This is a genomic window from Pseudomonas sp. XS1P51 (assembly GCF_054897845.1).
Window position 1 is genome coordinate 566101 of sequence record NZ_CM142707.1, and the last position, 25238, is coordinate 591338.

Annotated in this window: 20 protein-coding genes and 4 pseudogenes; 12 read left to right on the plus strand and 12 right to left on the minus strand. The window is 55.5% G+C overall.

Annotation, left to right across the window (positions count from 1 at the left end; all coding sequences use genetic code 11):
- Positions 1-23: 23 nt before the first annotated feature.
- From ACYZUD_RS02720 to ACYZUD_RS02735, 4 genes and pseudogenes are all read right to left on the minus strand, one after another.
- Positions 24-893, minus strand: a complete 870-nt coding sequence (locus ACYZUD_RS02720; RefSeq protein ID WP_462022484.1) for a MurR/RpiR family transcriptional regulator — start codon at positions 891-893, stop codon at positions 24-26.
- A gap of 225 nt (positions 894-1118) precedes the next feature.
- Positions 1119-1347 (minus strand): annotated as a pseudogene (locus tag ACYZUD_RS02725) (site-specific integrase); the annotation flags it as partial.
- Between the two features lie 784 nt (positions 1348-2131).
- Complete coding sequence (locus ACYZUD_RS02730; protein WP_462022485.1) at positions 2132-2962, minus strand: universal stress protein; 831 nt, start codon at positions 2960-2962, stop codon at positions 2132-2134.
- 432 nt (positions 2963-3394) lie between these two features.
- The gene (locus ACYZUD_RS02735) at positions 3395-3625 is read right to left on the minus strand and encodes a hypothetical protein (RefSeq protein WP_462022486.1); all 231 of its coding nucleotides are present in this window, start codon (positions 3623-3625) and stop codon (positions 3395-3397) included.
- A 163-nt stretch (positions 3626-3788) separates the two neighbouring features.
- Here ACYZUD_RS02735 and ACYZUD_RS02740 point away from each other — a divergent pair.
- A pseudogene (locus ACYZUD_RS02740) lies at positions 3789-4647 on the plus strand (SulP family inorganic anion transporter).
- Between the two features lie 58 nt (positions 4648-4705).
- Here ACYZUD_RS02740 and ACYZUD_RS02745 read toward each other — a convergent pair.
- Positions 4706-4891, minus strand: coding sequence for a ribbon-helix-helix protein, CopG family (locus ACYZUD_RS02745; protein WP_462022487.1), 186 nt, complete (start codon positions 4889-4891; stop codon positions 4706-4708).
- Between the two features lie 408 nt (positions 4892-5299).
- On the opposite strand from ACYZUD_RS02745, the gene ACYZUD_RS02750 reads away from it, so the two are divergent.
- A complete protein-coding gene (locus tag ACYZUD_RS02750; RefSeq protein ID WP_462022488.1) occupies positions 5300-7879 on the plus strand; it encodes an EAL domain-containing protein in 2580 nt (859 codons plus the stop codon).
- Between the two features lie 633 nt (positions 7880-8512).
- Here the strand turns inward: ACYZUD_RS02750 and ACYZUD_RS02755 are convergent.
- From ACYZUD_RS02755 to ACYZUD_RS02770, 4 genes are read right to left on the minus strand one after another with little or no spacing between them, the layout of a single operon-like run.
- Positions 8513-8971: a Csu type fimbrial protein gene (locus ACYZUD_RS02755; protein WP_462022489.1), complete on the minus strand. Its 459-nt coding sequence runs from the start codon at positions 8969-8971 to the stop codon at positions 8513-8515.
- The gene (locus ACYZUD_RS02760; protein WP_462022490.1) at positions 8968-11352 is read right to left on the minus strand and encodes a fimbria/pilus outer membrane usher protein; all 2385 of its coding nucleotides are present in this window, start codon (positions 11350-11352) and stop codon (positions 8968-8970) included. The genes ACYZUD_RS02755 and ACYZUD_RS02760 overlap by 4 nt, the downstream gene beginning before the upstream one ends.
- Positions 11325-12017: a fimbrial biogenesis chaperone gene (locus ACYZUD_RS02765; protein ID WP_462022491.1), complete on the minus strand. Its 693-nt coding sequence runs from the start codon at positions 12015-12017 to the stop codon at positions 11325-11327. The genes ACYZUD_RS02760 and ACYZUD_RS02765 overlap by 28 nt, the downstream gene beginning before the upstream one ends.
- Before the next feature lie 50 nt (positions 12018-12067).
- Positions 12068-12571, minus strand: coding sequence for a Csu type fimbrial protein (locus tag ACYZUD_RS02770; RefSeq protein WP_462022492.1), 504 nt, complete (start codon positions 12569-12571; stop codon positions 12068-12070).
- Between the two features lie 652 nt (positions 12572-13223).
- Here ACYZUD_RS02770 and ACYZUD_RS02775 point away from each other — a divergent pair.
- Positions 13224-14372 (plus strand): GlxA family transcriptional regulator, encoded by a 1149-nt coding sequence (locus ACYZUD_RS02775; RefSeq protein WP_462022493.1) that lies wholly within the window; start codon positions 13224-13226, stop codon positions 14370-14372.
- Between the two features lie 280 nt (positions 14373-14652).
- Here ACYZUD_RS02775 and ACYZUD_RS02780 read toward each other — a convergent pair whose 3' ends face one another.
- Entirely contained in the window at positions 14653-15060 is a 408-nt protein-coding gene (locus tag ACYZUD_RS02780) for a transposase (protein WP_462022494.1), read from the minus strand.
- Between the two features lie 133 nt (positions 15061-15193).
- A pseudogene (locus tag ACYZUD_RS02785) lies at positions 15194-15507 on the minus strand (transposase); the annotation flags it as partial.
- A 167-nt stretch (positions 15508-15674) separates the two neighbouring features.
- On the opposite strand from ACYZUD_RS02785, the gene ACYZUD_RS02790 reads away from it, so the two are divergent.
- The 9 genes and pseudogenes from ACYZUD_RS02790 to ACYZUD_RS02830 all read left to right on the plus strand — a co-directional run bounded on the left by ACYZUD_RS02790 (position 15675) and on the right by ACYZUD_RS02830 (position 24265).
- A complete protein-coding gene (locus ACYZUD_RS02790) occupies positions 15675-16319 on the plus strand; it encodes a DsbA family oxidoreductase (protein WP_462022495.1) in 645 nt (214 codons plus the stop codon).
- Positions 16320-16356: 37 nt separating this feature from the next.
- Positions 16357-17469 carry an alkene reductase gene (locus ACYZUD_RS02795; RefSeq protein WP_462022496.1) on the plus strand — a complete coding sequence of 371 codons (1113 nt, stop codon included), beginning with the start codon at positions 16357-16359 and terminating at the stop codon, positions 17467-17469.
- 54 nt (positions 17470-17523) lie between these two features.
- On the plus strand, positions 17524-18660 hold the full coding sequence (locus tag ACYZUD_RS02800; protein WP_462022497.1) for an FAD binding domain-containing protein: 1137 nt from the start codon (positions 17524-17526) through the stop codon (positions 18658-18660).
- 33 nt (positions 18661-18693) lie between these two features.
- Positions 18694-18819 (plus strand): annotated as a pseudogene (locus ACYZUD_RS02805) (LysR family transcriptional regulator); the annotation flags it as partial.
- A gap of 101 nt (positions 18820-18920) precedes the next feature.
- Positions 18921-19454 (plus strand): GFA family protein, encoded by a 534-nt coding sequence (locus tag ACYZUD_RS02810; RefSeq protein WP_462022498.1) that lies wholly within the window; start codon positions 18921-18923, stop codon positions 19452-19454.
- A 493-nt stretch (positions 19455-19947) separates the two neighbouring features.
- On the plus strand, positions 19948-20805 hold the full coding sequence (locus ACYZUD_RS02815) for a sugar phosphate isomerase/epimerase family protein (RefSeq protein ID WP_462022499.1): 858 nt from the start codon (positions 19948-19950) through the stop codon (positions 20803-20805).
- A complete protein-coding gene (locus ACYZUD_RS02820; RefSeq protein WP_462022500.1) occupies positions 20798-21847 on the plus strand; it encodes an isopenicillin N synthase family dioxygenase in 1050 nt (349 codons plus the stop codon). Before ACYZUD_RS02815 ends, ACYZUD_RS02820 begins: the two co-directional genes overlap by 8 nt.
- 26 nt (positions 21848-21873) lie before the next feature.
- Positions 21874-22671: a transporter substrate-binding domain-containing protein gene (locus ACYZUD_RS02825; protein WP_462025173.1), complete on the plus strand. Its 798-nt coding sequence runs from the start codon at positions 21874-21876 to the stop codon at positions 22669-22671.
- 49 nt (positions 22672-22720) lie between these two features.
- Positions 22721-24265, plus strand: coding sequence for an amino acid ABC transporter permease/ATP-binding protein (locus tag ACYZUD_RS02830; RefSeq protein ID WP_462022501.1), 1545 nt, complete (start codon positions 22721-22723; stop codon positions 24263-24265).
- Here the strand turns inward: ACYZUD_RS02830 and ACYZUD_RS02835 are convergent.
- Positions 24262-25167 (minus strand): LysR substrate-binding domain-containing protein, encoded by a 906-nt coding sequence (locus tag ACYZUD_RS02835; RefSeq protein ID WP_462022502.1) that lies wholly within the window; start codon positions 25165-25167, stop codon positions 24262-24264. The genes ACYZUD_RS02830 and ACYZUD_RS02835 overlap by 4 nt on opposite strands.
- Between the last annotated feature and the right edge of the window lie 71 nt (positions 25168-25238).

Genomic DNA, 25238 nt, shown 5'->3' on the forward strand with positions numbered 1-25238 from the left:
GCGTTGGTTGTTTGAACTCGTTATCAATCTTCCTGCGGTGTTCCTACGTATCCGGTGAACTTGTTGTAGCAGGCAAAAATCTGCTTCAAGCGATCCTCGACGGAGGCGCCCAGTTGCGCGAACACACCGTTGATCGCCAGTTGCACCAGCGAGACCAGTGGGCCCAGAGAGTCCAGAAAATGATTGAGTTCGGTCGGTACGGCGAACACTTCGCTGGCCACCGACGGACCCCAGTCGCAAAAGGTGTCAGTGATGATGGTCACCGGTATGCCGCGATCCCGCGCCGAGGTCGCCAACAACTGGCTTTGGCGTGAATAGCGGCGAGTGTCGATAATGACCAGCATGGTTTTGGAGGGATCGGTGAGCAGCACGTCGACGAAATTGCCGGCGGCCAGATCGGCCAGGTGCACGCCGTCGCGTAGATATTGCAACTGATGCGCCAGGATCGCCGCGACCCCTCGTTCCGTCTGGAATCCCGCACAGTAGACGTTTTCTCGAGTTGCCAGACGTTTGACGAAACGCTCGAACTCCGGACTTTGAGCGATCTCGTAAACGCGCACCATGGTGCTGATTTCAAACTCCAGGCTGGCGGCAAGCAGGTCGTTTCCCGACTGGGCGCGTGCCGCGAACTCCCGCAGCCGATCACCGACCAACCAGGGACTGTCGCCAATATTGCTTTTCAGATCGGCTTTCAGTTCTTTGAAATGGGTATAGCCGATAGCGCGACAGAATCGGCCCACCGACATTTCACCGACACCGACCTTGGTGGCGATGCTGGCGGCGGTCTCGAAGGGCAACTCGTTCAAATTGGCCAGCATGTAGTTGGCGATAACGCGCCCGGAGGCGGTTGATCCTTCGAGGCTATCGAGCAGGCGCTGCTTCACGGTCGTCATTGAAAAATCCAGAAATGGTATATTTCTATCTTGCTATGGCTGAGTAATATTTTTATAACATGGATCGATCGGCAGCAGTCAACTATTTGGGCAATCGATTCGTGGAGGGCGTAGGAGAGGCGGTGGTGAAAGGATTCGGAGGTCCCGTCCATGGGACTTCGATGGGTATGCCGGTGTTGGTGCTGATCGAAACGGACCCATTCTGCCAATTTAAATTTGACCTTGGGCACGTTGCTGATTTGACCTCTGATGGATGTTCGTCAGCGATTTGCGCGGCCAGGAGCCGCAGGAGTACTCTTTGTTCTCATTGCCCCACCGATACGATAGAAAACGCTGACCGACACGCCGTCCTTCGCACTGAGATTCGACCGACCAGATTGCCGTCCTCCCTGAGGATTCGGCCGGCATCGTTGGCGGTCAGCGACTCGAGTTCTTTGATGGTGATTTTGGCCATAAAATAGGTTCTCCCTACTTTTACCCCCACAAAAACGTCGGCTCTTGATGGACGTTCCTGGGCTCTCGTAGAGCAGAGTATCGCTGGAGCTCAGGTAAATACTCGCTTGGAAAATCCAGAGTAAAACTTTTGGATCTTTCAAGGAGTATGAAAAAGAGAATGGGGTGCTAGGGGGCGAGTGTTCGAATCACTCCGTCCCGACCATATAATTCAAGGGGTTGCGAGATTTTATCTCGCGACCCCTTTTTATTTTTGGTCGTTTTTACCCCTACAAAACGACTGGCTCTGGGTGGAATCCTAATCGCTTTCATTTGGAGCTGAAGCCATCTTTGGCACTCTGTAGCGGTATTTAGGATTACATAAACTCTCTGAGCGAGGCGAAACCTTGCCGATAGTTCAGCCAATGGCCGTTGCGAACGGTCGCAGCTTTTCTTAGGTGTGTGCGTTTACGCGTCAAAACTATCCACAAAAGGAGTGGGTATATCTGTGGATAATGACTCAGGTACTGCGGAATACAGGGCTTGCAAGGTTTTGATCATGAATTGAGCAGATTTTTGTGTGCCGTTGACCTCGGCGTATAGTCGCTGCCGTTCGGCAGGCTCTAGGCTTCATCGCAATTAGATGCCTATCTTTGCTGTGAACCCAGATGCCTGTGATTTGGTAGGACTGATCCGACACTGCCATTCGACATTGGGGCGGTCTCCATGGATAGTTTCCTTTCGGTGCCGAATCCGTTCTGGCCGATCCGGGTCGGTCCCTCCAGAGAGACATGGCTGATCGGGCGTTACATGTTGAGGTAGCTTTTCGGTAGAAACAGGAGAGGGCGCGTAGTCGTCCGAATCATTCTTGAGGTCGTACTGCCAAGCCAGAAGCGGCGGACTCGCGAATGACCAAAAGCGCCCATGACCAACAGATCGATATCGTGCTCGGCCTGATAAGCCTGTAAGGCGAGTTCCACGTTACCGCTGCGGATAGCGGTCCGGACGTCACACCCGGCTGTTTTCAGAATGGCACTTGCCGCATCGAGTCGCCCAAGGTTCGTCGGTGTTTTGGCTGCGACCATCACGAGATGCACCGGCAGTTTTGTGAGTACGGTACTCGCGGCCACCATCTCCGCGCCCATGTGCGTGACCTCACTCCCGTCATAAGCAAGCATCAGGCTTCGTGGGGTGTTGAAGGTGGGAGGGGTGAGCAGAATCGGCTTGTGTAGAGCATGGATGATACTTTCGAGTTGGTTGATGAGGGGGCGAAGCGAACTTTGTTTCCCCACCACCAGCCAACGCATGTCATTTTCCATTTCCAGTAATCGACCCAACAGTTCTCCGTTTCTTTGACGAAGCTCCGGTTTTTCCACGCCATCAGCAATTGCTCGCTCCCGAGCATTTTCAAGCAGCAGATAGCCTTGTTTCAGTGCTTGCTCATGGCGTTGTTCGTCCAGCGTCATGGCTTCCAGCACATGGCCCAGGCTACCCGGGAGAATCTCCACGCAAGGAGGGCGGTCTACAACGTTCAGGAGGGTCAACGGAAGGGCAAAGTTGAGACTGGCCCACGCGGCGTAGTCGCAGACGGCTGGACAAGTATTTGAGCTATCGATACAGGCCAATATGTGAGTCATCTATACCCTCGTCTCGCGACCTTGAAGAGCCTGTCAAGGGCACGCGGGCTATAAACGAAAAGTATCTGTCCGGGGGGCGAACTCAATGCTTTTCGCGTGCCGGTGAACAGGTTCGGCCGCTGCCCGTCCGATTCGTTATCTGGTGACAGCTAAGCTTGATCCAGTTCGAGTATAGACAGGCCTGGAGAGCCTTCAGGCAGGCAACGTCAATTAAAAAGTCAGTGGCCCTGGCTGCAGGTGGCGTGAGGTATTTGCGGGTAGGTATGCGGTGCTTCGATTCTTTCTTTGAGTGTGGCTGCGTAGTTCCTGGCACTCCGCTCATTGCGAAACTCAACGCTGTGGCCGCCAAAATAGACAGACCAGAGTTCTTCATTTTGGGTAGAGCGGTGCTCAATTTTTACTGACATGTTCAAACTCCAAGAGAAGAATTATTCAGAAGTGAACTTCGGCGGACTTGATACCTAGATTCCGAAGCTCATGGATCAGGTCATCCAAGCGTCCGAATGACTCGATTTCTTCGTTGTCGTTGACCAGAAAATAACTTCTTCCCGCCTCTTTTTTGAACAGGATGATCCACTCGCTGGTGTTGGCCGGGTTGGCTATCACATGCGTGTCGAAATGCATGCCTTCACCGTGTTTGGTTTTGACGTCTTCGCGTTTCATGCGGATCTCCGAGTGTGGATTCATTCTGCCCACGAGCATGATTGGGCGCCTGTCAGCACTGGATTCTCAGCCCGCTCGGGTGTTGCGCCGAGGGCAATCGAATTACTTCACTATTATCATATCGTGTGAATAGTATGCACATGCCACCAGAGAGAGGCCAGTCATGATTGCGATACGAGAAGCGTGGAAAGCAGGCCTGTTAAAGCCCGAGCACTGGCTTCGAAATATCGTCTCTGGGGTCATCGTGGGAGTTGTCGCGCTGCCGTTGGCCATGGCCTTTGCCATTGCTTCAGGGGTCAAGCCCGAGCAGGGGATTTACACCGTCATACTGGGTGGTTTGTTGGTGTCTGTCTTTGGCGGGAGTCGTCTTCAGATCGCGGGGCCGACAGGGGCGTTCATCGTCATTCTGGCGGGGGTGACCGCCAAGTACGGCGTAGACGGCTTGCAGATTGCAACGATGATGGCTGGGGCGATCCTGTTCTTGCTCGGTGTCACCAAGCTTGGCGCCCTCATCAAGTTCATTCCCGATCCTGTGATTGTCGGATTCACCGCCGGTATCGGTGTGATCATTTGGGTGGGGCAATGGAAAGACTTTTTCGGTTTGCCGACAACCAGTGGCGAGCATTTTCATGAGCGCCTCTGGCATCTGCAATGGGCATGTGCAGCTTCCACCTGGTGTTTTGGTTTACACCATTGAGGGGCCGCTCTTCTTCGGCGCAGCGGAAACCGTCGAGCGTGTGTTGGCTCAGACGCACACGGATCCAGGGATACTGATTATTCGCCTGAAGCGAGTTCCGTTTATGGACATCACGGGGTTACAAACGCTACTCGAAGTCATTGAACACCTGCGTAAGCGCAACATTGTCGTGAAACTGTGCGAAGCCAACGAGAAGGTTCTTGGCAAGCTGGACAAGGCTGGAATACTCCAGGCACTGGGTTCGGAGCATTATCATGCTGACTTCAGTGGTGCACTGGGCAGCCATGTCGAGATCGATAAGTCGCCAAGCCTTCAGTTGAATTGACGCCTGACCAGTAGTGCGATGGGCTGGCTCCCGTCGTGCCATCCCGTTCGCGAATTAATCACTTGCTGTTGGCCGTGATTTTACTTTTGGTCGAGTAAGACACGCCGTGTGTCTCCAGGTAGTCTCGAATAAGCTGACGGACAACTTGTGAAGGGGTCAAGTCCTGAGAGGCGCAGAGCTCCTCAAGGGCTTTTTTCTTGACGGGATCAATGAGCACCGTCAATCGTGCAGTCTTGTTTTCCATGGATTACCGATGCCCTAGAATGGTCGATGATAATCAAATTGTAATGGTCAGGGCTGTACTTGTCACCGTTCAGGGGCCTCTGGGCTAGCTGGATTGACTATGAGCGCTGGGCGGTGATGACGTCCCTACCCACCTGCATGGCTGCATTGATTTGTCGGGTTCTAATGTCTTTGTCTTCCCTCGTCAAGACTGGGTCTTTGGCGTGTTTTTCGTAAGACAGCCACTTCGGGACTATCCTGTGTTTTTAAACCGACAGTTGTCATGAACCTATGCGTCTGGAGCAGGTGAGCCACACTTTTTAGCGTCAAAATTCGGTACTTAATGCTGCTATCGATGATAGGTCCCCTCCAGTGTCGAGGGCTCTTATGGTGTCCCACAGGTCTTTAGGGATAAAGAACAGTGGGTTGCATGGATAAAGTGGCAACAATGAACGCAAGAGTCGGGCTGACGAGTGGCGAAGAGGCGGAAGACTTTTTCGTACAAACGCTGGAGCAGGCTATCGATGCGGTGGTGATCATTGATGATCACAACAGCGTGGTGTTTTTCAATGCCGCTGCCGAGAGCTTTTGGGGCTGTCCTCGCATCGAGGTGCTGGGTAATAACGTCAGCTCCCTGGTTCCACACGCCTTGCGCGCTCATCATGATGGATATATCAGTGCTAACCGGGAGACCGGGATCAACAAGATTGTGGGGGTTAGCCGAGATGTCCGAATCGTGCGCAAGGATGGCGAGGAGCGTTGGGGCGCAATGTCCATCTCGAAAATCACCTTGCAGGACCGAATCCTGTACGCAGCCTTCCTCAAAGATGTAACGCAATTGCGCTTGAAAGACATTGAGCACCGGCTGCTGTCGATGGCGGTCAATGTCACCAGTTCGGCGACCTGTATCGTCGACGCTAATGCACAGCTTATCTATGTCAATGATGGGCTCATTCGATTGCTCGGTTATCCCCGTGAAGAGGTGATAGGGCAATCACCGCTGATGTTCTTTGTCTCGGATGTTCATGCACAAGCGCCTGCGGAGCCAGGGCTGGAAAAAATCCTCTGTGGCCAGCCCCATGAGGTCAGCGCACTGATCAGCAAGCGTAACGGTCAACGGTTATGGGTGCATGTATCCTCGACGCCCGTGTTTGATGCGCAAGGGCAGATCGACAACATTGTGATTGTGTTGACCGACATTACCCAATCAAAGCTGCATGAGGTCTTGCAGGAAAAGGTCATCGGTGGACTGTTAAAAGAGGATTCTCTGGAGAGCGTGTTAACGCTGATGTGCCACGAGATTGAACGTATCGCCCCCGAAGTCATTGTCTCGATCCTTAGCGTGGACCAGGAGGGGGTTCTACATCCCCTGGCCAGCCCGGGCTTGCCGACGGATTACTCCAGGGCCATCGAGGGGTTATCCATTGGCCCTGTCGCGGGCTCCTGCGGTACCGCTGCCTATAGGGGCGAGCCGGTTCTGGTGATGGACATCAATAATGATCCGCTCTGGGCCGAGTACAAGTCGCTGGCAAAACAGTCAGGTTTACGGGCGTGTTGGTCCATACCGGTGCGCAACAGTTCAGGACGGATTGCAGCTACCTTTGCGCTCTATTTCAGGGAAAGTCGCGGGCCTGATCCCCTGCATGCGCATTTGGTGACGGCGGGCACGCACTTGTGCATGTTGGCGCTTGAGTGGGAAGAGGCGCGTCAATCCATTCGGAAAATGGCCTTTTATGATGCGTTGACCGGCTTGCCTAATCGGAATTTTCTGCTTGCCCAAGCACAGCGGAGCATTCTCGAAATGGCTCGAGAGGAGGCTGAGCTTGCCGTACTGTTTGTCGATCTGGATCGATTCAAGCAAGTCAACGACGCCTTGGGGCACGCGTCAGGAGACGAGTTACTGCGAGTCATGGCGCAACGGCTACGCAGTGTGCTTCGAGAGTCTGACTTTGTTGGGCGTTTATCCGGTGATGAATTCGTGTTGGTACTGCCACGGATGAACGCGACACAAGTCACGATCTTTCTTGAACGGCTGATGATGACCTTGAGCAGTCCGACGACGATTGCGGGCACCTCCGTCGTCGTTTCGGCCAGCATTGGCATCAGCCTGTTCCCGGGCGATGGTCAAGACATGGAGAGCCTGTTGCATCGCGCCGACATTGCCATGTACCAGGCTAAACGGGCGGAGCGCGGTAGTTTCAGTTTCTTTCTTGAAGAGATGAACAGGATCGCTCAAGGGCGATTGATGCTGGAAACGGCGCTGCGTAATGCCCTGACCAACAATGGTCTGAAACTGCACTATCAACCACAAGTCGATCTGAACAATGGGCGTCTGGTCGGTGTCGAGGCGCTGGCGCGTTGGGAGCATCCTACACTGGGCAATATCTCGCCCATACAATTCATCCCCCTTGCCGAGGAGTGCGGGCTGATAAATGACCTGAGCCAATGGGTGTTGCGGGAGGCTTGTGAGCAGCTCAGCGAGTGGCGTCAACAAGGTTTGCTGATCCCGTCCATGTCGATCAATCTGTCGCCGATTAACTTTCACAATCTGAACCTGGGAGGGCTGATCGACCAACAACTGCAACGCTGCGGCTTGCAACCCGCCGACTTGTGCGTAGAAGTGACCGAAGGTGTATTGCTTTGCAATAGTCTGGGGGCCGAGAAAACCATCCGGGATCTGCATGCCTTGGGTGTGCGACTGGCCATCGACGACTTTGGTACAGGCTATTCCAGCCTGGGGTATTTGCGGCACCTGCCAATCAGCGAGCTGAAGCTGGACAAGAGTTTTGTTGATGACCTGGAACACGATACGTCGTGCCGCGCCTTAAGCGAATCGGTCATCGGTATCGGCAAGGGGCTTTCCTTGCACGTTGTGGCTGAAGGTATTGAACACGCTATCCAGCGTGACATTCTCAAGGCCCAAGGCTACGAGGTCGGCCAAGGCAACTTCTTCTCGGCCCCGTTGCCTTGCGAGGCGTTCGTGCAATGGATTACAACTTGCGAGGTCTGATCGAGCATTCAGATGGCAACCTGATGCGCCTCTGAGCTTGTAGGCACACCCAGACAGTTAATTCGACCAATCTAAAGCCCGTACCGGGCCGGCTTTTTTAAGACGGTTTGATTGGCTGTTCGTCGGTCAATTCGCTCGACCAGCCGATATATCCCTTCCTGCCGGACGGAGCATCAGCGCCTGCCCGTTGGTTTGCGGATCATTGCTCCGCTGTTTGGCGAGGCGCGACTGTTGCGCGTTGCAGCGGCCTTCGAAGAGACGCGGCTGTGGTTGAAGACGTTGCCTTTGCAGGTTTTCTGATCGGCCAAACACTCTCCTGAAACCGCCTGCAAATGCTGATAAACCAACCTGTCTGGTTGGCCAGCCACGACGGTAAGGGCTGTCCTTATCGAAGTGTGGCCGTCTAAGTACTTACCCAACTAACCCGACGCTGACGAGCAGTCATCTTGAGCTCCGGTGTCACCGCACTTGAAACTGCTATTGAGGGCGGATTGGCCGTTGGCATCGTCGACCGTGCTCAAGTGCGTCAAGGCATGCGCGTGCTGACCGTTCCCTTCAAGGCGCCCTCTAGGATGGCATGGTATCGCCTGCACCCAACGGCCACCCAAGGGTTAGCGAAACATCAAGCATGAGTCAGTAGATCAACCGTATCCCACTGATATCTCTATAGAGACCAGGGCTATCGCGTCGCCCAGGTTGCATACGCGCGTAGATGGTGTAGGTGCGCGAGGCGCTGGAATGGGCGGGAATGCTGTAGCTGTCGGAAACCGTGCTGCTGACGCCATCACCGCTTCCCCACACCTGCTGATAAGCGCTGGAGGTATAGAGCTGATACTGAGTCTGGCCGGTTGCCGAGGTCATTTGGCGTTCTGCGCTGCCAGTGGCGTCTTCGAGAAGGATCTGGTAACTGACACTCGCTGCGCTGGCATCGCTCTGGCAAATCACGGTGATGGTGGCCGTGCTCAGCTGGATCCGTTCGGCGATGCCTTTAACCAGGCCAAAACTCAATGGTGTTACTGCAATTGAGCAGTTGTAGGCATAGGCCGCAGGACTGCACAGCACGATGACCGTGGACAGGATGAAGGGCTTCATGGGCGGGCTCCGGTTAAACAGGTCAGCGGACCAATTTCGGGAATGTTGTCAGCCTGCGATTGGTATTCAAATGCCAGGTGGCATGAAGGCTTGTCCGGAGGCTGGACCAGCAGTTCATTGTGTGCGCCCAGCCCCTCGAGAAAAGTCAGTCCGTCATAACCGACAACACCTTGTGCGCCAGTGCGATTCAGAGTGACCTGACTGCCTAGCGCTATCGGTTGGTGTTGTTCATCCACGAGGCGCAGGGTGGCACCGTAACTGCGCGAGATCGGGAACTTGACCACCAGGCCGGACCGGTCTCGCGGTCGTACACGTCGTTCGACGTTGTCCAGCGAGGAGTCCATGGGGACATCATTGGCATCAATGGTCAGGAGATTACTTTCATAAGCGCGTAGATCTTCGACGAACAATATTCCAGAAGCATTGGTGCGACCCACAGGGCGGTTCTCTTGCAAGACCATCACATCCGCCAGACCGTCTGTGTCCACAATGGCGAAGCTATCGTTGACACTGTTGGACGCGAACACATGCCCGCCCATTGTCGTGATGGCCCCCCGTGCGGTGGCACGAAAGGCATCGCCATCGTTGCCCTGTTCGGTTTCGGCGCCGACCAGCGCCCAGGGCGTCTTGTACTCCATGCCAAGGCTCCGGCGATTCTGGGCACCGGTTTGTTGCGCGACTCGCCAGCCAACATCACCTTGTTGAACGGCGCTCTGCTGAGCCAGAAGGGTTTGAGAGGCACTGCCGCCGCTGACGCTGCTGCTGGCACTGACCATGGCCCGTTGTCCTATGGGAATGGAAATGCCGATGAATAGCCCATTACCACTGGCGCCTTCGAAATCATGAAACGCCGTGACAAAGCCAAAAGTCTGCCAAGGCAAACGGGTCGAAAAAGTCGCCGAAAGTGTGGAGGTGTGGATGCTTTCTGACTGGACGATATACCTATTGTCGAAGTCATATTGTTCGTAGAGGTTGACCAGTTTTTTTGCATAGACCAGTCCGAACGAGCCGATCCCGGGCAATGGAATGCCCAGATTTGCACGCAGGGTCGTTCGGGGCATAGCGTCGTCGTTGACCGAGGCGATATCGGAAAATTGCTGGTCAGCCTTCAAGATACTCAAGCCATAATTGAACCCGGGTGTAGAGTGGGAGAAGCCCAACCCATACTGAAGTCCTGATTTTCCTCCATGGTCGCTGGCAGCTACCGTGGCAGACAATACGCCGAGATTACCGACTAAAAAGCTTGAGCCGATTCCTCCCATCACCAACCCGGAAGTGCTCTCCAAGTGACTCTCCAGTGTCAGTTTTGAGGTCATGCCACGTCGATAACTTACGGATGCTGCGCTGTCGACGTAATCATTCGACTCGCTGGCATAGTGTCGACGCACTGAGCCCACCTCCACTGACAGGGCATCCAGTCCTGTTTGCAACAGCGCTGTGCTGGCATAAAAAGGCATGGTCTGACTGATCTGGCGGCCACTGGCGTCCTTGACTACCATCGAAATTTCGCCGCCACCGTTGCTGACCGGAAGCTGAGAAACTTCAAAAGGTCCGGACTCGACCTGGCTGGTCAGTTGGTGCAAACCGTTGACGAAGACATCGACAGATGAAGGGACAGCGACTTCTCCGCTTATGCCTGGCAGGGGGAATGTCACCAGATCCGGACGCAGGCCGAAGTTGGTAGTTATCTGCGCGCCCGCCATGCGCACTGGTCGTGTCCAGGGCAAACCGCCGTTAATGAAGTCGCCAGCGTTGTAAGTCCGCAAGTTGACTACATCGGAATATGCGTAAGTACTGTTCAAGCGCACGGTGCTTGTCCGATAAGGATTACTGCTGTGGAGGACACCGGTCTCGAACACGCCATGATCGCCAAAGAAGCGCATGCCTGCCAGGGTGCTCGAGCTGATCTTGCCGCTGTAGCTGGTGACTTGGGTGTCATAATTGAGCACTGCACCAAGATCGCTTCGCGGCGGCAGGTCGGTGAGACGGGGCCCTTCGTGAATCATTCTGAGGGGGACCAAATCGCTATTGGGTACCCGCAGCTGAATGTTCTGTCCGGGGAGATCCAACTGATAGGACCAACCGGGAATGCTGGACAGATCAACCAGACCTTGCTGGCTGTTGTCGGGAAGAATCAGGCCCAGACTCCGTAGCTCGCCGGCATTTGCAAGCATGGCTTCCTGAACCTGGATGAACTCCAGGACACTCTTGCGGCTATTGCCGTTGATGAGCACATCGAGCAATAGGCTTTGCCGGCCGGACGACAGTCCTGCATCGGCATCCGTCGCATGGGCACGCCATGTGGTCACCGGTCCCACTAGACACAACAGCAAGCACAACAACCGTGCCGAATTCACATGCTGGCGCCGACGACCAGCCATTGCTCATGAGGACCTCCTGGGCCTGAGGTTCTTAGTCGCACCTTGGTGCCGATACTCAGTCGCTGCTGCGCGTCCGAGATAGACCAGTGTCGCTCGACGCCGGCCAGGACATAGGGCAAACCCTGGTTCAGCAATTTAAGTTTTTGCCCATTGGCGTCGCTCAGTTCCAGACCCAGTAGTTTGCCGTGCTGCAGACCGTGATTGACGACGATCAAGGTTGGAGTACCGGCCTGTAATTCGATGTGCCACTGTAAATCCGGTTTGGTCGTTTCCACCACTTTGGCGAATACAGGCACCGTCAATCGTAGAGTCATTTCGACTTTGCCGTTGATTTTTCCCGGAAGCTGGTCGAAGACAAGACGGTAGGCACGTTCGGCCTCACCGGAGTGTTCACGCAGCATTACCCTCACGGTTTGCGATTGGCCGGGAGCGATGCGCGCGAATGGAGGGCTGATGACGAGTTGATCGGTTTTTTGCAGAACATCCCCTTGCGTATTTTGGCTCCAGCCGAAGCTGCGTATCTGGATGATCGATTCGTTGTCGGCCCGATTGGTCAGGGTGAAACTGGCGGAGCGTTGGCCGGGAGCCAATTGTTGGCTGATCGGTACAATTTCCAACGCTTGCGCAAAAGCTTGTGAGGAGAGGCTGCATGTACCAGCGAGCATTAGTGCCCACCACAAGGTGACAAGTCCGGTCGTGGGCATTGGGCGTCTTATCAATAGTTAACTGTGACGAGCACAGTGTCGGTGTAATCGCCGACAGTTGTGGAGGTCTGGCCTGCCGGGATTAAGGCATAGACTGGAATCGCCTGTGCGACTCCGGTACCAGCACCCGCTAATGTGTCGGTACCGATGGCTTCTCCCCAATTGGTGGAGTGAGCAAGTTCCTGATAAAGCCCGTAGCTGAGGGCGACGGAGTCTGCACTGTTGGTCAGAGAGCGAGTGCTGGTTGTTGCAGCGTCACCTGCACCAGCCCCCAGCCCGATGGTATAGGGCGCTTCATTGGTGCAGGTGACCGTCAAGGTCGATGTGCTAGAAACGTCAGTGCCTGTGTACGCTGTGAAAGCCAATGGAAGAGTAGACACGGTGCAGACTGCGGCGACAGCCGCGGTTACGGTCATGTTCGCCGTCGCCGTTGCCGCATTTGCATTTAGGGAAAGCATTGCGCCAAGACCGAGCGCCGAAACGGTTACGACTTTGCTGAGAAGTTTACTGGGCATGGTTTTTCCTGAAAGGCGCTAGGGAGTAGGAGGACTTGGTGAGAGACCAATGTCCTCACTCATGTTAGCCGCAAGCGCTTTTTCAGGAGGCTTTAAACTCCTGCATAATTGGCCATGATAGCTGCATAAATAGCCAAGACGACATTTTTATCAGGGCGTCATATGAATATTGGCAGGGCGACAGGAAAGTGGCTTCAGATAAAATTAGTCATGGGGCACCAGTTTCTTAAGTTCTTGATCAAGGCGGAGGGTGTTGGATTTATTGATGGTTGGCGAGATTTTAGTTGAATGTATCTTGATTCGTAAGGTTTTCTTTTTTGCGTAAGATGTAAGGTAGTTGGTTGAAAGTGATAGCATTTTTCTTATATTTGTTGCATGGATTATGAGTCCATGCCTTCGACATCGGCTGAGAAGTATCGTTCGCTAATACTAATGTATGATTTCGGTACTTATTTTATGGGTGGCTTTTTAGCTTGACTCCAATAATACGATGAGACTATTGTTTGAGGCGTTAATTTTTTAACCGATAGCTGCTTGGTTTTTTCTGTGCTAATAATATCGATTCAAGCAAGTATGTAATCAAGCCAAACGTGAATTCGTTCTGGTCATTGTACCTCGGATGTGTCGTTCCGAGTGATAGGGAGCTAATGGAATGCTCTACAAGAGCTTGATACACAATGTGACTATATCTGGCCAAGTTGCGGTCGACGCCAAAGTTGAGACTGGTACTCGCTCTTTGATTATCCTGGCCTACTCCGGTTGTTTTGTTGGCGATATCGTAAAGCTTCTAGAGAGTATATGTTCGCTTAACGAGCATCTTGCTGCGAGTGGGCGTGCAGTTAATTATACTGCAACGGTTTACTCTCTGGATGGCGGGGTGCTGGTTTCACCCTCTACGCCTTTGGTCAGGCTCGAAACTCAGGCTGTGAATACTTATATATCGACCGATATCGACATGTTGGTTATTGCTCATGGGTCGCTGGCTTCGGTATCCGTACTGCCACAATCAATACTCAATTGGCTACAGCAGATATGTCCCCGTGTGGAACGAATAGTGGCGTTAGGTTCTGGGGTGTTCTGGTTGGCCGCTGCAGGGCTTTTGAACAAGCGACAGGTCACGACGCATTCCGTATTGGCGGCTACGCTTCGCAAGCGCTATCCGGCCGTAAAAGTTGAGCCGGGTAGGTGGTTACAAGTAGATGGCCCTTTCTACACTACGAGCGAGTGCATTAATACGAGTGACATGGCTCTGCTTTTGCTGCGTGAAGATTTCTCTGAGAATATACTCGACGTGCTGGAGGTTCATAAATATAAAGAACCTAAAGAGTCTAGTTATCTTGCAGCATTCAGTGCAGTATTAATGCGAGCTGACTCCATTGTTTATCGAGTCTGTGTTTGGTGGTTGGGGCATTTGGACCAAGATTTGAGCATGGGCCTTTCGGCAAGGAGCCTGAGCATGAGTGAACGAAACTTTCGTCGCCAGTTCAAGCTTGAGGTTGGTTATCCACCCTATTATTTTCTATTGCTGCTGCGGGTGGAGATGGCTCGACAGGCATTGATAGATAGCAATCTTCCGGTGGACAAAGTCGCCCGTCGTGGTGGTTTGCTCGATGGCCAGCAATTGGCGCGAATGTTCCGCAAATATATCGGCGTTTCACCTCAGCAATATCGTGCAAATATGCGCGCTGGTTATACGCCCCTCAGTCACCCCGATTACGCTCGGCTATTTAACGCCAAGGTCCAGCCTCACTGGTTACAGAGACTACTGACAGATGTTTTTCCTGTTTGCGCCAAGCGTTGAGAGTGGTTCGGCGATTTGTGAAGAAGACTGAACCGTCGTCACTGATGCTAGAAAAATCGGATAATTAGTAATTGCAGTATCATATCAAAAAGAAATCCGGAGCCAATACCAAAAGTCAGGTTTCTTGCCGCTCTATTCAATAATTTATCCCGTCCGAATACTATTTTAAAGACATCATAAAACATGTTCATGCGTTGCCCTTTCTGTCATCAAGCATAAGTATCCATTCGGTTTTCAAACTCCGGAACACACGCTCCATCGGCGCATTGACGCTCCTATGTCAACCGACGTGCCTCGATTCGTTCAAATCGGCCAAAATCAGAGGGTACAAGTCTCGAATGATGTAGCGCTTCAAACATCTTTGAATTTCCTTGGATGACAGTCCCTCAGCCGTTCTACGCGCTACGTAGGCTCTGGTTCGTGAATCACTGCGCATACGCACCATGGCGATCGTCCACAACGCATTGTTGGCGGATCGATCCCCTCCACGGTTCAGGCGGTGGCGAACCGTCTTTCCGGATGACGCCGGTAACGGACTGACACCGCAAAGCGCAGCGAGCGCTGACTCGCTCTTCAGGCGTTCAGGATTATCGCCGGCAACAGAGATCAGGGTTGCCGCCGACTGGGGGCCCACACCGAATTGATTACGAAGACGATGTGCGTACTGCTGAGTCAGAGATTCCAGCATGTCATCGAGTTCTTTCAGCTCCGCCGCGAGAGCCGTCCAGCGCCTCGCCAGAAGCCTAAGTGACGTAGCCAACGCAGCCAGGAATGGGGCCGTCCCTAACGAGCCAATCAACCGGCTCGTGGACGCTCAGCTAGTCAATCAGCGCGAACGCTCGTGATCTTCCGACATCAAGAGCGCGGTAGCCTTTTTTAGGATGGATTTCTCTCGCTCAAGTCGAGCGATACGAGCTTCCAGTTCCTGGATTTTCTGTTGTTCTGGGGTCAGCGCTTTGCTCTGCGGGGTAACACCTTGGCGTTCCTTCTGGACTTGATCGACCCAACGTCGCAAGGCCGATTCGCCGACGCCGAGTGAACGACTGGCTTCGATGAAACTGTAGTTTTGCTTGAGCACGAGGTCGGCAGCCTCGCGTTTGAATTCAGCGGAAAAGACACGACGTTGTTTGGTCATCTGACACCTCGATCTGGCGAGCATTCTCGCCTAAATGGGTGTCCGGTTTCATTAGACCACTACACTTTGCGTTTTGCGAAAAACAACGTTGTGCAGCAGATGGATTCTCTGACGGGGGCCGGGCGCCTACCTTGGGGGTGTGAAAACATTCAACCACGGAGACCGTCATGAGTTTGCACTCATCCAATATTCAGGTGACTTACGACTTCATCTGCCCATGGTGCTGGATCGGTGAGGAAAATCTCGAACGCGCTCTTGCCGCCTCGGGTTTTTCAACTGACCGCCAAATTACTTTCCTGCCTTATCAGTTGAACCCGGACATGCCTGTTCAGGGTATGGATCGTAAAGCCTATCGCTCTGGCAAGTTCGGCAGCTGGGCGCGAAGCCAGGCCATGGACGCACAGGTCACCCACGCCGGTAAGGCTGTCGGCCTGGCGTTCGATTATGAACGCGTCGAAAAAACCCCCAATACGCTCGCAGGGCATCGGCTGGTATGGCGAGAGCAACAGGCGGGTAGAGACGCTTCCTTCCTGGTCAAGGCCATTTTCAAGGCGTACTTCGGCGAGGGGCGGGATATCGGCGACCTCAATGTATTGGCCGACATCGCTGCCGAAACGGGGCTGGACCGCGGGGCAATTGTCGACTTTCTCGACACCGATGAAGGCACTGCTGAAGTCTTGAAGCTCGAGGCCAAAACCAAAGCCTCCGGCGTGCGCTCGGTACCGAGTATTCAGATCGCAGACGACGTGATCAGTGGTGCTCAGCCCACCGAAGTAATGATCCAGGTACTAAGACGAAGCCAAGCGACTTAAGCCGTTTTTTCAATCCATATCCATTCGGGAAATTATCATGACTCATCACTTGTTCAGCCCAATCAAACTCGGCCAATTCACCCTCAATCACCGCGTCGCCATGGCCCCGCTGACTCGCTCCCGGGCGGGCCAGCCTGGCAACGTACCGACATCGATGAACGTCGAGTACTACCGTCAGCGCGCCAGTGCCGCGTTGATCATCAGCGAGGCTACTCAGATTTCGCAGCAGGGTCAGGGTTACGCCTGGACGCCCGGTATTCACAGCGACGAGCAGGTTCAGGGTTGGAAAGCTGTCAGCGAGGCCGTGCACGCAGAAGGCGGACGCATTTTCCTGCAGCTCTGGCACGTGGGGAGGGTGTCACACCCGGTATTTCAACCCAACGGCGGCCTGCCGGTGGCACCGACAGCGCAGCCGGTCCCCGGCAAGACTTTCATCCTGAATGAAAAGGGCGAGGGCGCCTGGGGTGATGTTCCGGTCCCTCAGGAACTGGACATTCCGGGCATTGAAGCGATCGTTGCCGACTACCGCAAGGCCGCTCGCAATGCTCTTTTGGCCGGTATGGACGGTGTGGAAATCCACGCGGGCAATGGCTACCTGCTCGACCAATTTCTCAACAGTGCCAGCAATCAGCGCAGTGATCGCTACGGTGGAAGTATCGAAAACCGCGCGCGGCTACTGCTTGAAGTCGTGGACGCCGTGACCGCGGAAATAGGTGCCGAACGCGTTGCTGTGCGCCTGACACCGATGGGGCGATTCATGGGGATGGGCGATGACACCCCGGAACAAACCTTTGGCTACATTGCATCCCGGCTCAATCACTGGAATCTCGCTTACCTGCACCTGGTAGAACCGATGATGGTCGGCACAGTGCTCGACGACAGTAACGATCCACGCTGGGACGCCATCATCAAACAGCTGCGTACTGACTTCCACGGCGTTCTGATGCTGGCGGGTGGTTACACCGGCGAAACGGCCGAACAGGCCATCGCGCAGGGTCGTGCCGACCTCATCGCTTTTGGGCGCCCGTTCATTGCCAACCCCGACTTGCCGGCTCGCTTGCGTGGCCGTGCCGAACTCAACCTGGCAGACGGCAACAGCTTTTTTGGCGGCGACGCCAAAGGGTACATCGACTATCCGGTGCTGGCATAACGCTGCGTCAAATCCAGTTGATATGGGAATCACCACTGTACAAGGAGAAAGGTAATGAAGAGTCCAGATGTTCCAAAGGCCTTGGTCATTGGTGGTTCTCTGGGAGGACTATTTGCCGCCACGGCGTTGCGTGCGATTGGCTGGCAAGTTGATGTTTTCGAGCGATCCCCTGCGGCGATGGATAGCCGTGGCGGTGGCATTGTTCTGCAAGCGGATGTCTTGCAGCATTTTCGCTATGCAGGCATCAAACATACCCATGCGCTCGGTGTCCGGTCCCATGATCGTCTGTATTTGAATCGAGCGGGCACCGTCGTGCATAAAGAGCCGACGCCACAAACTCAGACGTCCTGGAACACCCTGTACAACTCATTGTTTTCTGCATTGCCTGCCGAGCACTATCACCGGGGTAAAACGCTGGTTGATCTGGCTCAAAACGAGCAACGGGTGACGGCGATTTTTGAAGATGGCAGCAGCGCCGAAGGAGACTTGTTGATCGGCGCCGATGGTGCAGGTTCAACCGTGCGAAGTCTGGTGTTGCCTGAGGCGGGATATACCTATTCGGGGTATGTGGTCTGGCGTGGTTTAGTCGATGAGAACGGACTTCCTGACTTCGCCAAAGCGGAGCTTTACGAGGACTTTGTGTTTCAGCAGGACCCCGAATCGCTGATGCTGGAATACATGGTGCCGGGCTTGAATGGCTCCGTTAATCCGGGTGAGCGGCGGTTTAACTGGCTCTGGTATTTGAAAGCTGCGCAAGGCCCGGAACTGGACGCTGTGCTCACTGATAACAATGGCCATCGGCGTAGCCACTCCATTCCACCGGGGGCTTTGGCAGCTGAGCAGGATGCTTACCTGCGGGAAATGGGTGAGCGGCATGCCAACCCGGCTTTTCGTGAACTGATTCGCCAGACCAAGGATATTTTTGTGCAGGCGATCCTTGATCTCAAAGTCCCCCGAATGGTGTTTGGTCGCGTGCTGTTGACTGGCGATGCCGCTTTTGTGCCGCGCCCTCATACTGCCGGAAGCACAGCCAAAGCGGCTCGAAACGCGCTCACCCTGGCTCAAGCGATCTCCGACGTTGACGACATCGACAGCGCCCTGCTGGTCTGGCAGCAACAGCAACTTGCCGAGGGCAAGCGAATGGGGGACAGGGGCGTGAGTATGGGCAATCGGATCATGGGCATCACCTGATCAGCCGGCACTTTTCGATCTCGTACACCGTTTATGGATAAGTTGCTGGCGCTGAAAATGTTTGTCGAAACGGTACGCTGTGGTGGTTATTCCTCAGCGGCGCGAAAGCTCGGTATCTCCACTTCGTCAGTGACGCGGCAGGTAACGGGGCTGGAAAGCGCATCAATGTGTTTATAGCGGTTCTCAAGGAAATACTCGCCCCCTGATCACGTCTTGTGCATTCGACAAGACGGAGCATCTGCTTCTCCCAGGCATTTTCCATGGCAAGGAAAGGCCACTACTATGACGGCCACCCCTTTTCCGATATCAACGCTGGAACCGATAAAATACCGATGAATCCTTCTTCAAAAGAGATACCCATGGCATCAGGGCAATGTCTTTGCGGGGCTGTACGCTTTTCCCTAAGGGTTGAACCACGATTTTTTTATCGTTGCCATTGCACCCTTTGTCGCAAGCAAACCGGGGTTGGCCATAACCTCGCCACGCTGGTCAAGGCTCGCGACTTTCAATGGGAAGACGGGCAAGGTGCGATCACTAGTTGGCGCAAACCCAGCGGGTACAGAAATGACTTTTGTTCACGATGTGGTTCGACCGTGCCTAATGTTCTTCGCGAGACGCCTTACTTCTGGATTCCGCTTGGACTTCTGGATGTCGAGCTGAGCATGGAAAGTGTTGGAGATTTCTGCACCGATGATGCTATGCCGTGGGATGAACAACGCTCGGGAAAAAGTTATGGTGCAGCCCCGGAGTCACTTGGGTTTCTTCTGCATGAACTCCAGGTCAAAAATGATTGACTTGGGTGCTTGGTCGGCAAAGGGATAAATGCGCTCACAGATCCTGTTTGCCGCTGGGTGCCCATTACCTCTATGACAACCGCATGAATAGCTTCAAGTGACAGTCGAGCTTCGGTGTATCTGGCGCTGATCTCTGCGACTGAGCGATACCAGCCAAACCAGCGGCAATTGTGCAACGATTACCGTCACAACACCCGCCCAAGGTGTGAGAGCGATCCGCCCGGTGTCGACCAGGGCATTGCCGCTGGTTTCTCCCAAGGCGATGCCCAGGTTGAATGCTGAAATGTGATATTTAGCCCGTCAGGCACGTTAGTTCATGAATTTCTGAACTAACTATTTGCTGCAGCCTATTCAATCATTTGTCTCCATGGCCTTAGGATCCTCCACACGGGACCGAAGCCATCAGAGCAGCAGCCCGCAGCATCCCCTTTCGACTGCCCAGCAACGCCACCAGCCCAATCCGCCAGTGGCCCGACGCAGCCGAGAGGAATGCATGAAGCTAGACATTTTCCGTACCTTGTGGGGCTATACCGCCAGCCATACATCCGCCCTGGATGAACTGCTTGCCGCCGGTTTCGATGGCATCGAAGCACGCTTGCCACTGCAGGCCAATGAGCGTGGCGAGTTCGGCGCTTTCCTGCGCAGCAATCACGTTCCCTACATCTGCACCCTGTTCAGTGCCTACGGTGTCTTGCCCGATCAGCGCGCCACGCCTGCCCAGCACTTGGCCGACATTGATCGCAAGCTCGGCTGGGCCACGGAGCTGACACCCCGTTTTGTCAATCTGCTCGCCGGCAATGACCGCTGGCCTCTGGCGCAGCAGGTCGAGTTCTTCGGTCAGGCCCTGGAACTGGCTGCCAGGCATGGGGTGTTCTGCAGTTTCGAGACTCACCGTGCCCGCTCCTTGTACAGCCCTTGGGTGACCCTGGAACTGATCCGCCAACTGCCGGAGCTGCGTTTCACCAGTGACATCAGCCATTGGGTGGTGTGCTGTGAGCGGTTGCTGGACGACCCGGCCGACGATCTTTCGACCTTCGTCGAGCGTGTCCATCACATTCAAGCCCGGGTCGGCTATGACCAGGGCCCGCAAGTCCCCCATCCCGCCGCCCCGGAATATGCCCGTGAACTCGCGTTTCACCAGCGCCACTGGGAGGCCATCTGGACCTCTCAGCTTCAGCGCGGCTACCCGGTCAGCACCCTGACCCCGGAGTTCGGTGCCGACGGTTATCTGCATCACTTGCCCTTCACCAATATGCCGGTGGCCGATCTCTGGACCTTGAACCAGTGGATGGCACGCACCGAGCGCGAACACTTCGACCGTTTCACCCGTGAAGGAGCCCGTCATGAATAAGACCTCTTCAACCCAGGCCAACTTCAACAGCATCCCGGTGGTGAATATCGCCGGACTGTTCAGTGTCGAACTGGAGCACCGCCTGGCGGTGGCCGAGCAATTGGGACGGGCCGCCAGCGACGTGGGCTTTCTGTACATCACAGGGCATGGCATTGATCCGGCACTGACCGAGGGGCTGCGCCAGGCGGCCAGGGATTATTTCGCGCAGCCCCTGGAGACCAAGATGCGCCATTACATCGGCGCCTCGGAAAGCCACAAGGGCTTCGTGCCCGAAGGTGAAGAGGTGTACTCCAAGGGTAAGCCAGACCATAAAGAGGCCTTCGACATTGGTTTTGAAGTGCCCGTGGATGATCCACTGTTCCTGAGTCGAACGCCGCTGCTGGGGCCGAACCACTGGCCCGACGTACCGGGTTTTCAGGGCTCGGTACAAAACTACTATCAGGCGGTGTTTGCCCTCGGCCGGCGGTTGTTCGATGGCTTCGCCCTGGCGCTGGGCCTGGAGGAGGGTTACTTCGACGCACTGGTCACCCGCCCGCCCTCCAAGCTGCGGCTGATTCATTACCCCTTCGACGCCACCGCCGTGGACGCTCCGGGCATTGGCGCGCATACCGACTACGAGTGCTTCACCATCCTGCACGCCGATCAGCCGGGGCTGGAGGTGCTTAACGATCAGGACCAGTGGATCGACGCGCCGCCAATGCCCGGGGCGTTCGTGGTGAACATCGGCGACATGCTGGAGGTCATGACCGCTGGTGCCTTTGTCGCCACGGCTCACCGGGTGCGCAAGGTCGCTCGGGAGCGCTACAGCTTTCCGCTGTTTTACGCCTGCGACTACCACACGCTGATCAAACCGCTGCCTGCATTCGCCAATGACGCTCAGGACTACGAGGCGCTGGCCATTGGCGAGCACATGTGGAGCCAGGCCTTGCAGACCTACCAGTACCTGCGCAAACGCGTGGAGAACGGCGAGCTTGAGCTGCCGTCCCGTGCCCGAAAGCCATCAAGCTTCGGCCGACTGAAGAACACCGCTACTCATTCCTAAAAAAACAACCAACGGAGCTTCCCATGATGAAAACCCTCTGCGCCCCGACCCGACTGAGCCTGATCGCTGCTGGCCTGTTCTGCGCCAGTGCCGCCCTTGCCAGCACCGCGACCCCCGGTGTTTTGAAGATCGGTATGGAAATCACCTACCCGCCGTTCGAGTCCTACGACGCCAACAAGAATGTGGTCGGCTCTGATCCAGAGTTGGCCCACTCCCTGGCCAAGGCGATGGGCATCAAGGCCAACTTCGTCGATACCAAGTTTCCCAACTTGATCAACGGCCTCAACGCCGGGCATTACGACGCGATCATTTCCGGCATGTACATCACCCCTGAGCGTCAGCTCCAGGCACGGACCATCGCCTACGCCAATACCGGCGCCGCGATCATGGTGCCCAAGGGCAGTGAGTTGAGCCCGCAGGTTCCCGAAGACCTGTGTGGCCTGAAAGTCGGGCTGGAGCAGGGCACCACCTGGGTCGGCAAGTTCCGCCAGTTATCCAGCGACTACTGCGTACCGAACAACAAAGGCGCCATCACCGTCAGCGAGTACCCCTCGGCCCCCGAGGTGACGCAAGCGCTGCTGTCGAAGAACATCCAGGCCCAGGTGGAAATTGCCGGTGCCGCGCACATGATTGCCCAGCGTACCAATGGCCGGGTAGTGGTCAGCTCGCAGAAGCTGGTTTACCCGCAGACCTTGGGTATCTACGTCAAGAAAGACGCTGACGCGACCTATCAGGCACTGGTCAAGGCGCTGGCCGAGAGCAAAGCCAACGGCGAGTACGCCGCCATTCTCAAGACGTATGACCTCGAACCGGTCTCCGAGTAATGCCTGAAACCGCGCCCTCGGCCGAGGGCGCGGCTTGCGCGAGGTGTCTATGCAATTCGATTGGGCTTACTTTATTTCGCTGTTCACCATGGCTGACTTCTGGGCGGCGAGCCTGACCGTCATCGAGCTAAGCACCCTGGCGTGGTTCCTGGGGATGCTGCTGGGTTTCGTCCTGGCATCGGCCAAGCTGTCCAGCTTGCCCTGGCTGCGCATACCGGCGTCTCTCTACATCTGGTTCTTTCGCAGCATTCCGCTGCTGGTGCTGGTAGTCTTCATCTACAACCTGCCGCAGTTGCTGCCGGGTGCCGGGCCGGTGCTGTCGGTGCCGTTCTATTCCGGTCTGTTGGCGCTGGTGGTCACCGAGGCCGCCTACATGGCCGAAATTCATCGTGGCGGGCTGATCTCGGTCGCCAAGGGCCAGAAGGAAGCGGGTCGTGCCCTGGGAATCGGCCTGTTCGGCCTGCAACGGCTGATCGTGATTCCCCAGGCGTTTCGCATCTCACTGCCAACGTTGATCAACGAATACGTGACGGTGGTCAAACTGACCTCGTTGATTTCGGTGATTTCATTGACCGAGCTGCTGACCGTCGGCCAGCGCCTGTATGCCCAGAACTTCCTGGTGATGGAAACCCTGGCGGCAGTGGGCGTGTACTACGTGCTGATCGTCACCCTGTTCGGTTTCGCCCTGCAGCGTCTGGAACGTTACCTGGATCTGAACCTGCGTACGCCGCAAACCCTGGAGGGCGCCTCGATACAAGTACTGCGTGACAGTCTGGCGCCGATGGCACCGAGCAAGGTCAGCCTCCCGGCCAAAGGTGCGGCCCCGGCCCTGCATCTGCAGGACGTGCACAAACGCTACGGCGATCATCATGTGCTCAAAGGCATTGATCTGAAGGTGCACAGTGGCCAGGTGATTTCTATCATCGGTCCGTCGGGCTCCGGCAAGACCTCGTTGATCCGCACCATCAATGGCCTGGAACGCATCGGTCAGGGTGAAATCCTGTTGTTCGGTGAAAGCTTCATCAATGCCAAGGATAAACCGGATGGCCGTCGGCTTCGTCAGGGCGTACGGCGCATCGGCATGGTGTTCCAGAACTTCAACCTGTTCCCGCACCGGACACTGCTGGACAACATCAGCCTCGCCCCTCGTTATCACGGTGCCGGCCGCGCACTGAGCGAACAACGCGCCTGCCAGCTACTCGACAAGGTCGGCCTGCTGGCCCACGTCCACAAGTATCCGCATCAACTGTCCGGCGGCCAGCAACAACGCGTGGCCATTGCCCGGGCCATGGCCATGGACCCGGACATCCTGCTGTTCGACGAACCCACCTCGGCACTGGATCCGGAGTTGGTCGGCGAGGTGCTCACGGTCATCGGCAACCTGGCCCGCGAAGGCATGACCTTGCTGATTGTCACCCACGAAATGGACTTTGCCCTGTCGATCTCCGACCGGGTGATCTTCATGGAAAACGGTCGCGTGCAGCTGGATGCATCACCCCAGGCGATCCGCGAGGCGCCAGGGGCTCAACGAGTGCGGCGATTCATCGGGCTGGAGGAACCGGAGCAGGATCACGGTAAAGTTGCGGTCATCTAGAACCGATAATCCGCCGGCACCTCCCGAGCGATGAAGTGCTGCATGTGTTCGAGAAAGCTGATTTGCAGTTTCGACGCCGGTCCTTGAACCGGCAACAGCATGCTGAAGTCCATTTCAATCGCCGGCTCGAACGCTCGGAACACGATGCCACTGCCTCGGTATTCAACGGCGCTGATGGCATCGACCAGCGCGACCCCCAGACCTTGCTCGACGAAGGCGCACATGGGCAGCGACAGCTGGGTCTCCAGGCGCAGTTCGCGCTCGACCCCATGAGCGGCAAATATGGCGTCGATGTGTTGGCGCGAACCGATGGATTGTGGATAGGAAATAAACGCCTCGCCCTGCAAGTCTTCCGGCCGGATTGTGGCCTTGTCCTGTAAGCGATGATTTGCCGGCAGCGCGCATAGCATGCGTGTTGCCAGCAGTTTTTCTGCGCGCGGGCTGGGGTAGGTGTTGGGCAGTACGATGATGCCCAGATCGCAGCGTTGACCGACCACCAGATCCACGATCTCCCGCGATGAATGCACCACCAGCGATACCTGCACTTGATCATGCCCGGCCATGAAGGCGGCGATGGCTCGCGGCAGGAATGACAGGCCCATGGCCGGTGCGCAGGCGATGTGCAGTGAGCCGCGTTTCAAGCTGCGGATGTCTTGCGCCGTTCGGGCAATGCGTTCGACCCCGAGCAGTGAGCGTTGCACTTCCTGATACAGCGTCATGGCTTCGGGAGTGGGCTGAAGCCGGCCTTTGATCCGGTCGAACAAGCTGAACCCGATGTCCTCCTCAAGGCTGGCAATCAGTCGCGTCGCAGCCGGTTGCGAGATGTGCAGCATCTCGGCGGCACGGGTTACGGTCTGGCCCAGAATCACGGCGCGAAAGGCTTCCAGCTGACGGAGGTTCATGGCGCTATTCCTTCAAGAAACCCATAACGAAAAGACATGGGCTTGCCAAAATAAAGCATTTTTCAAGCTGC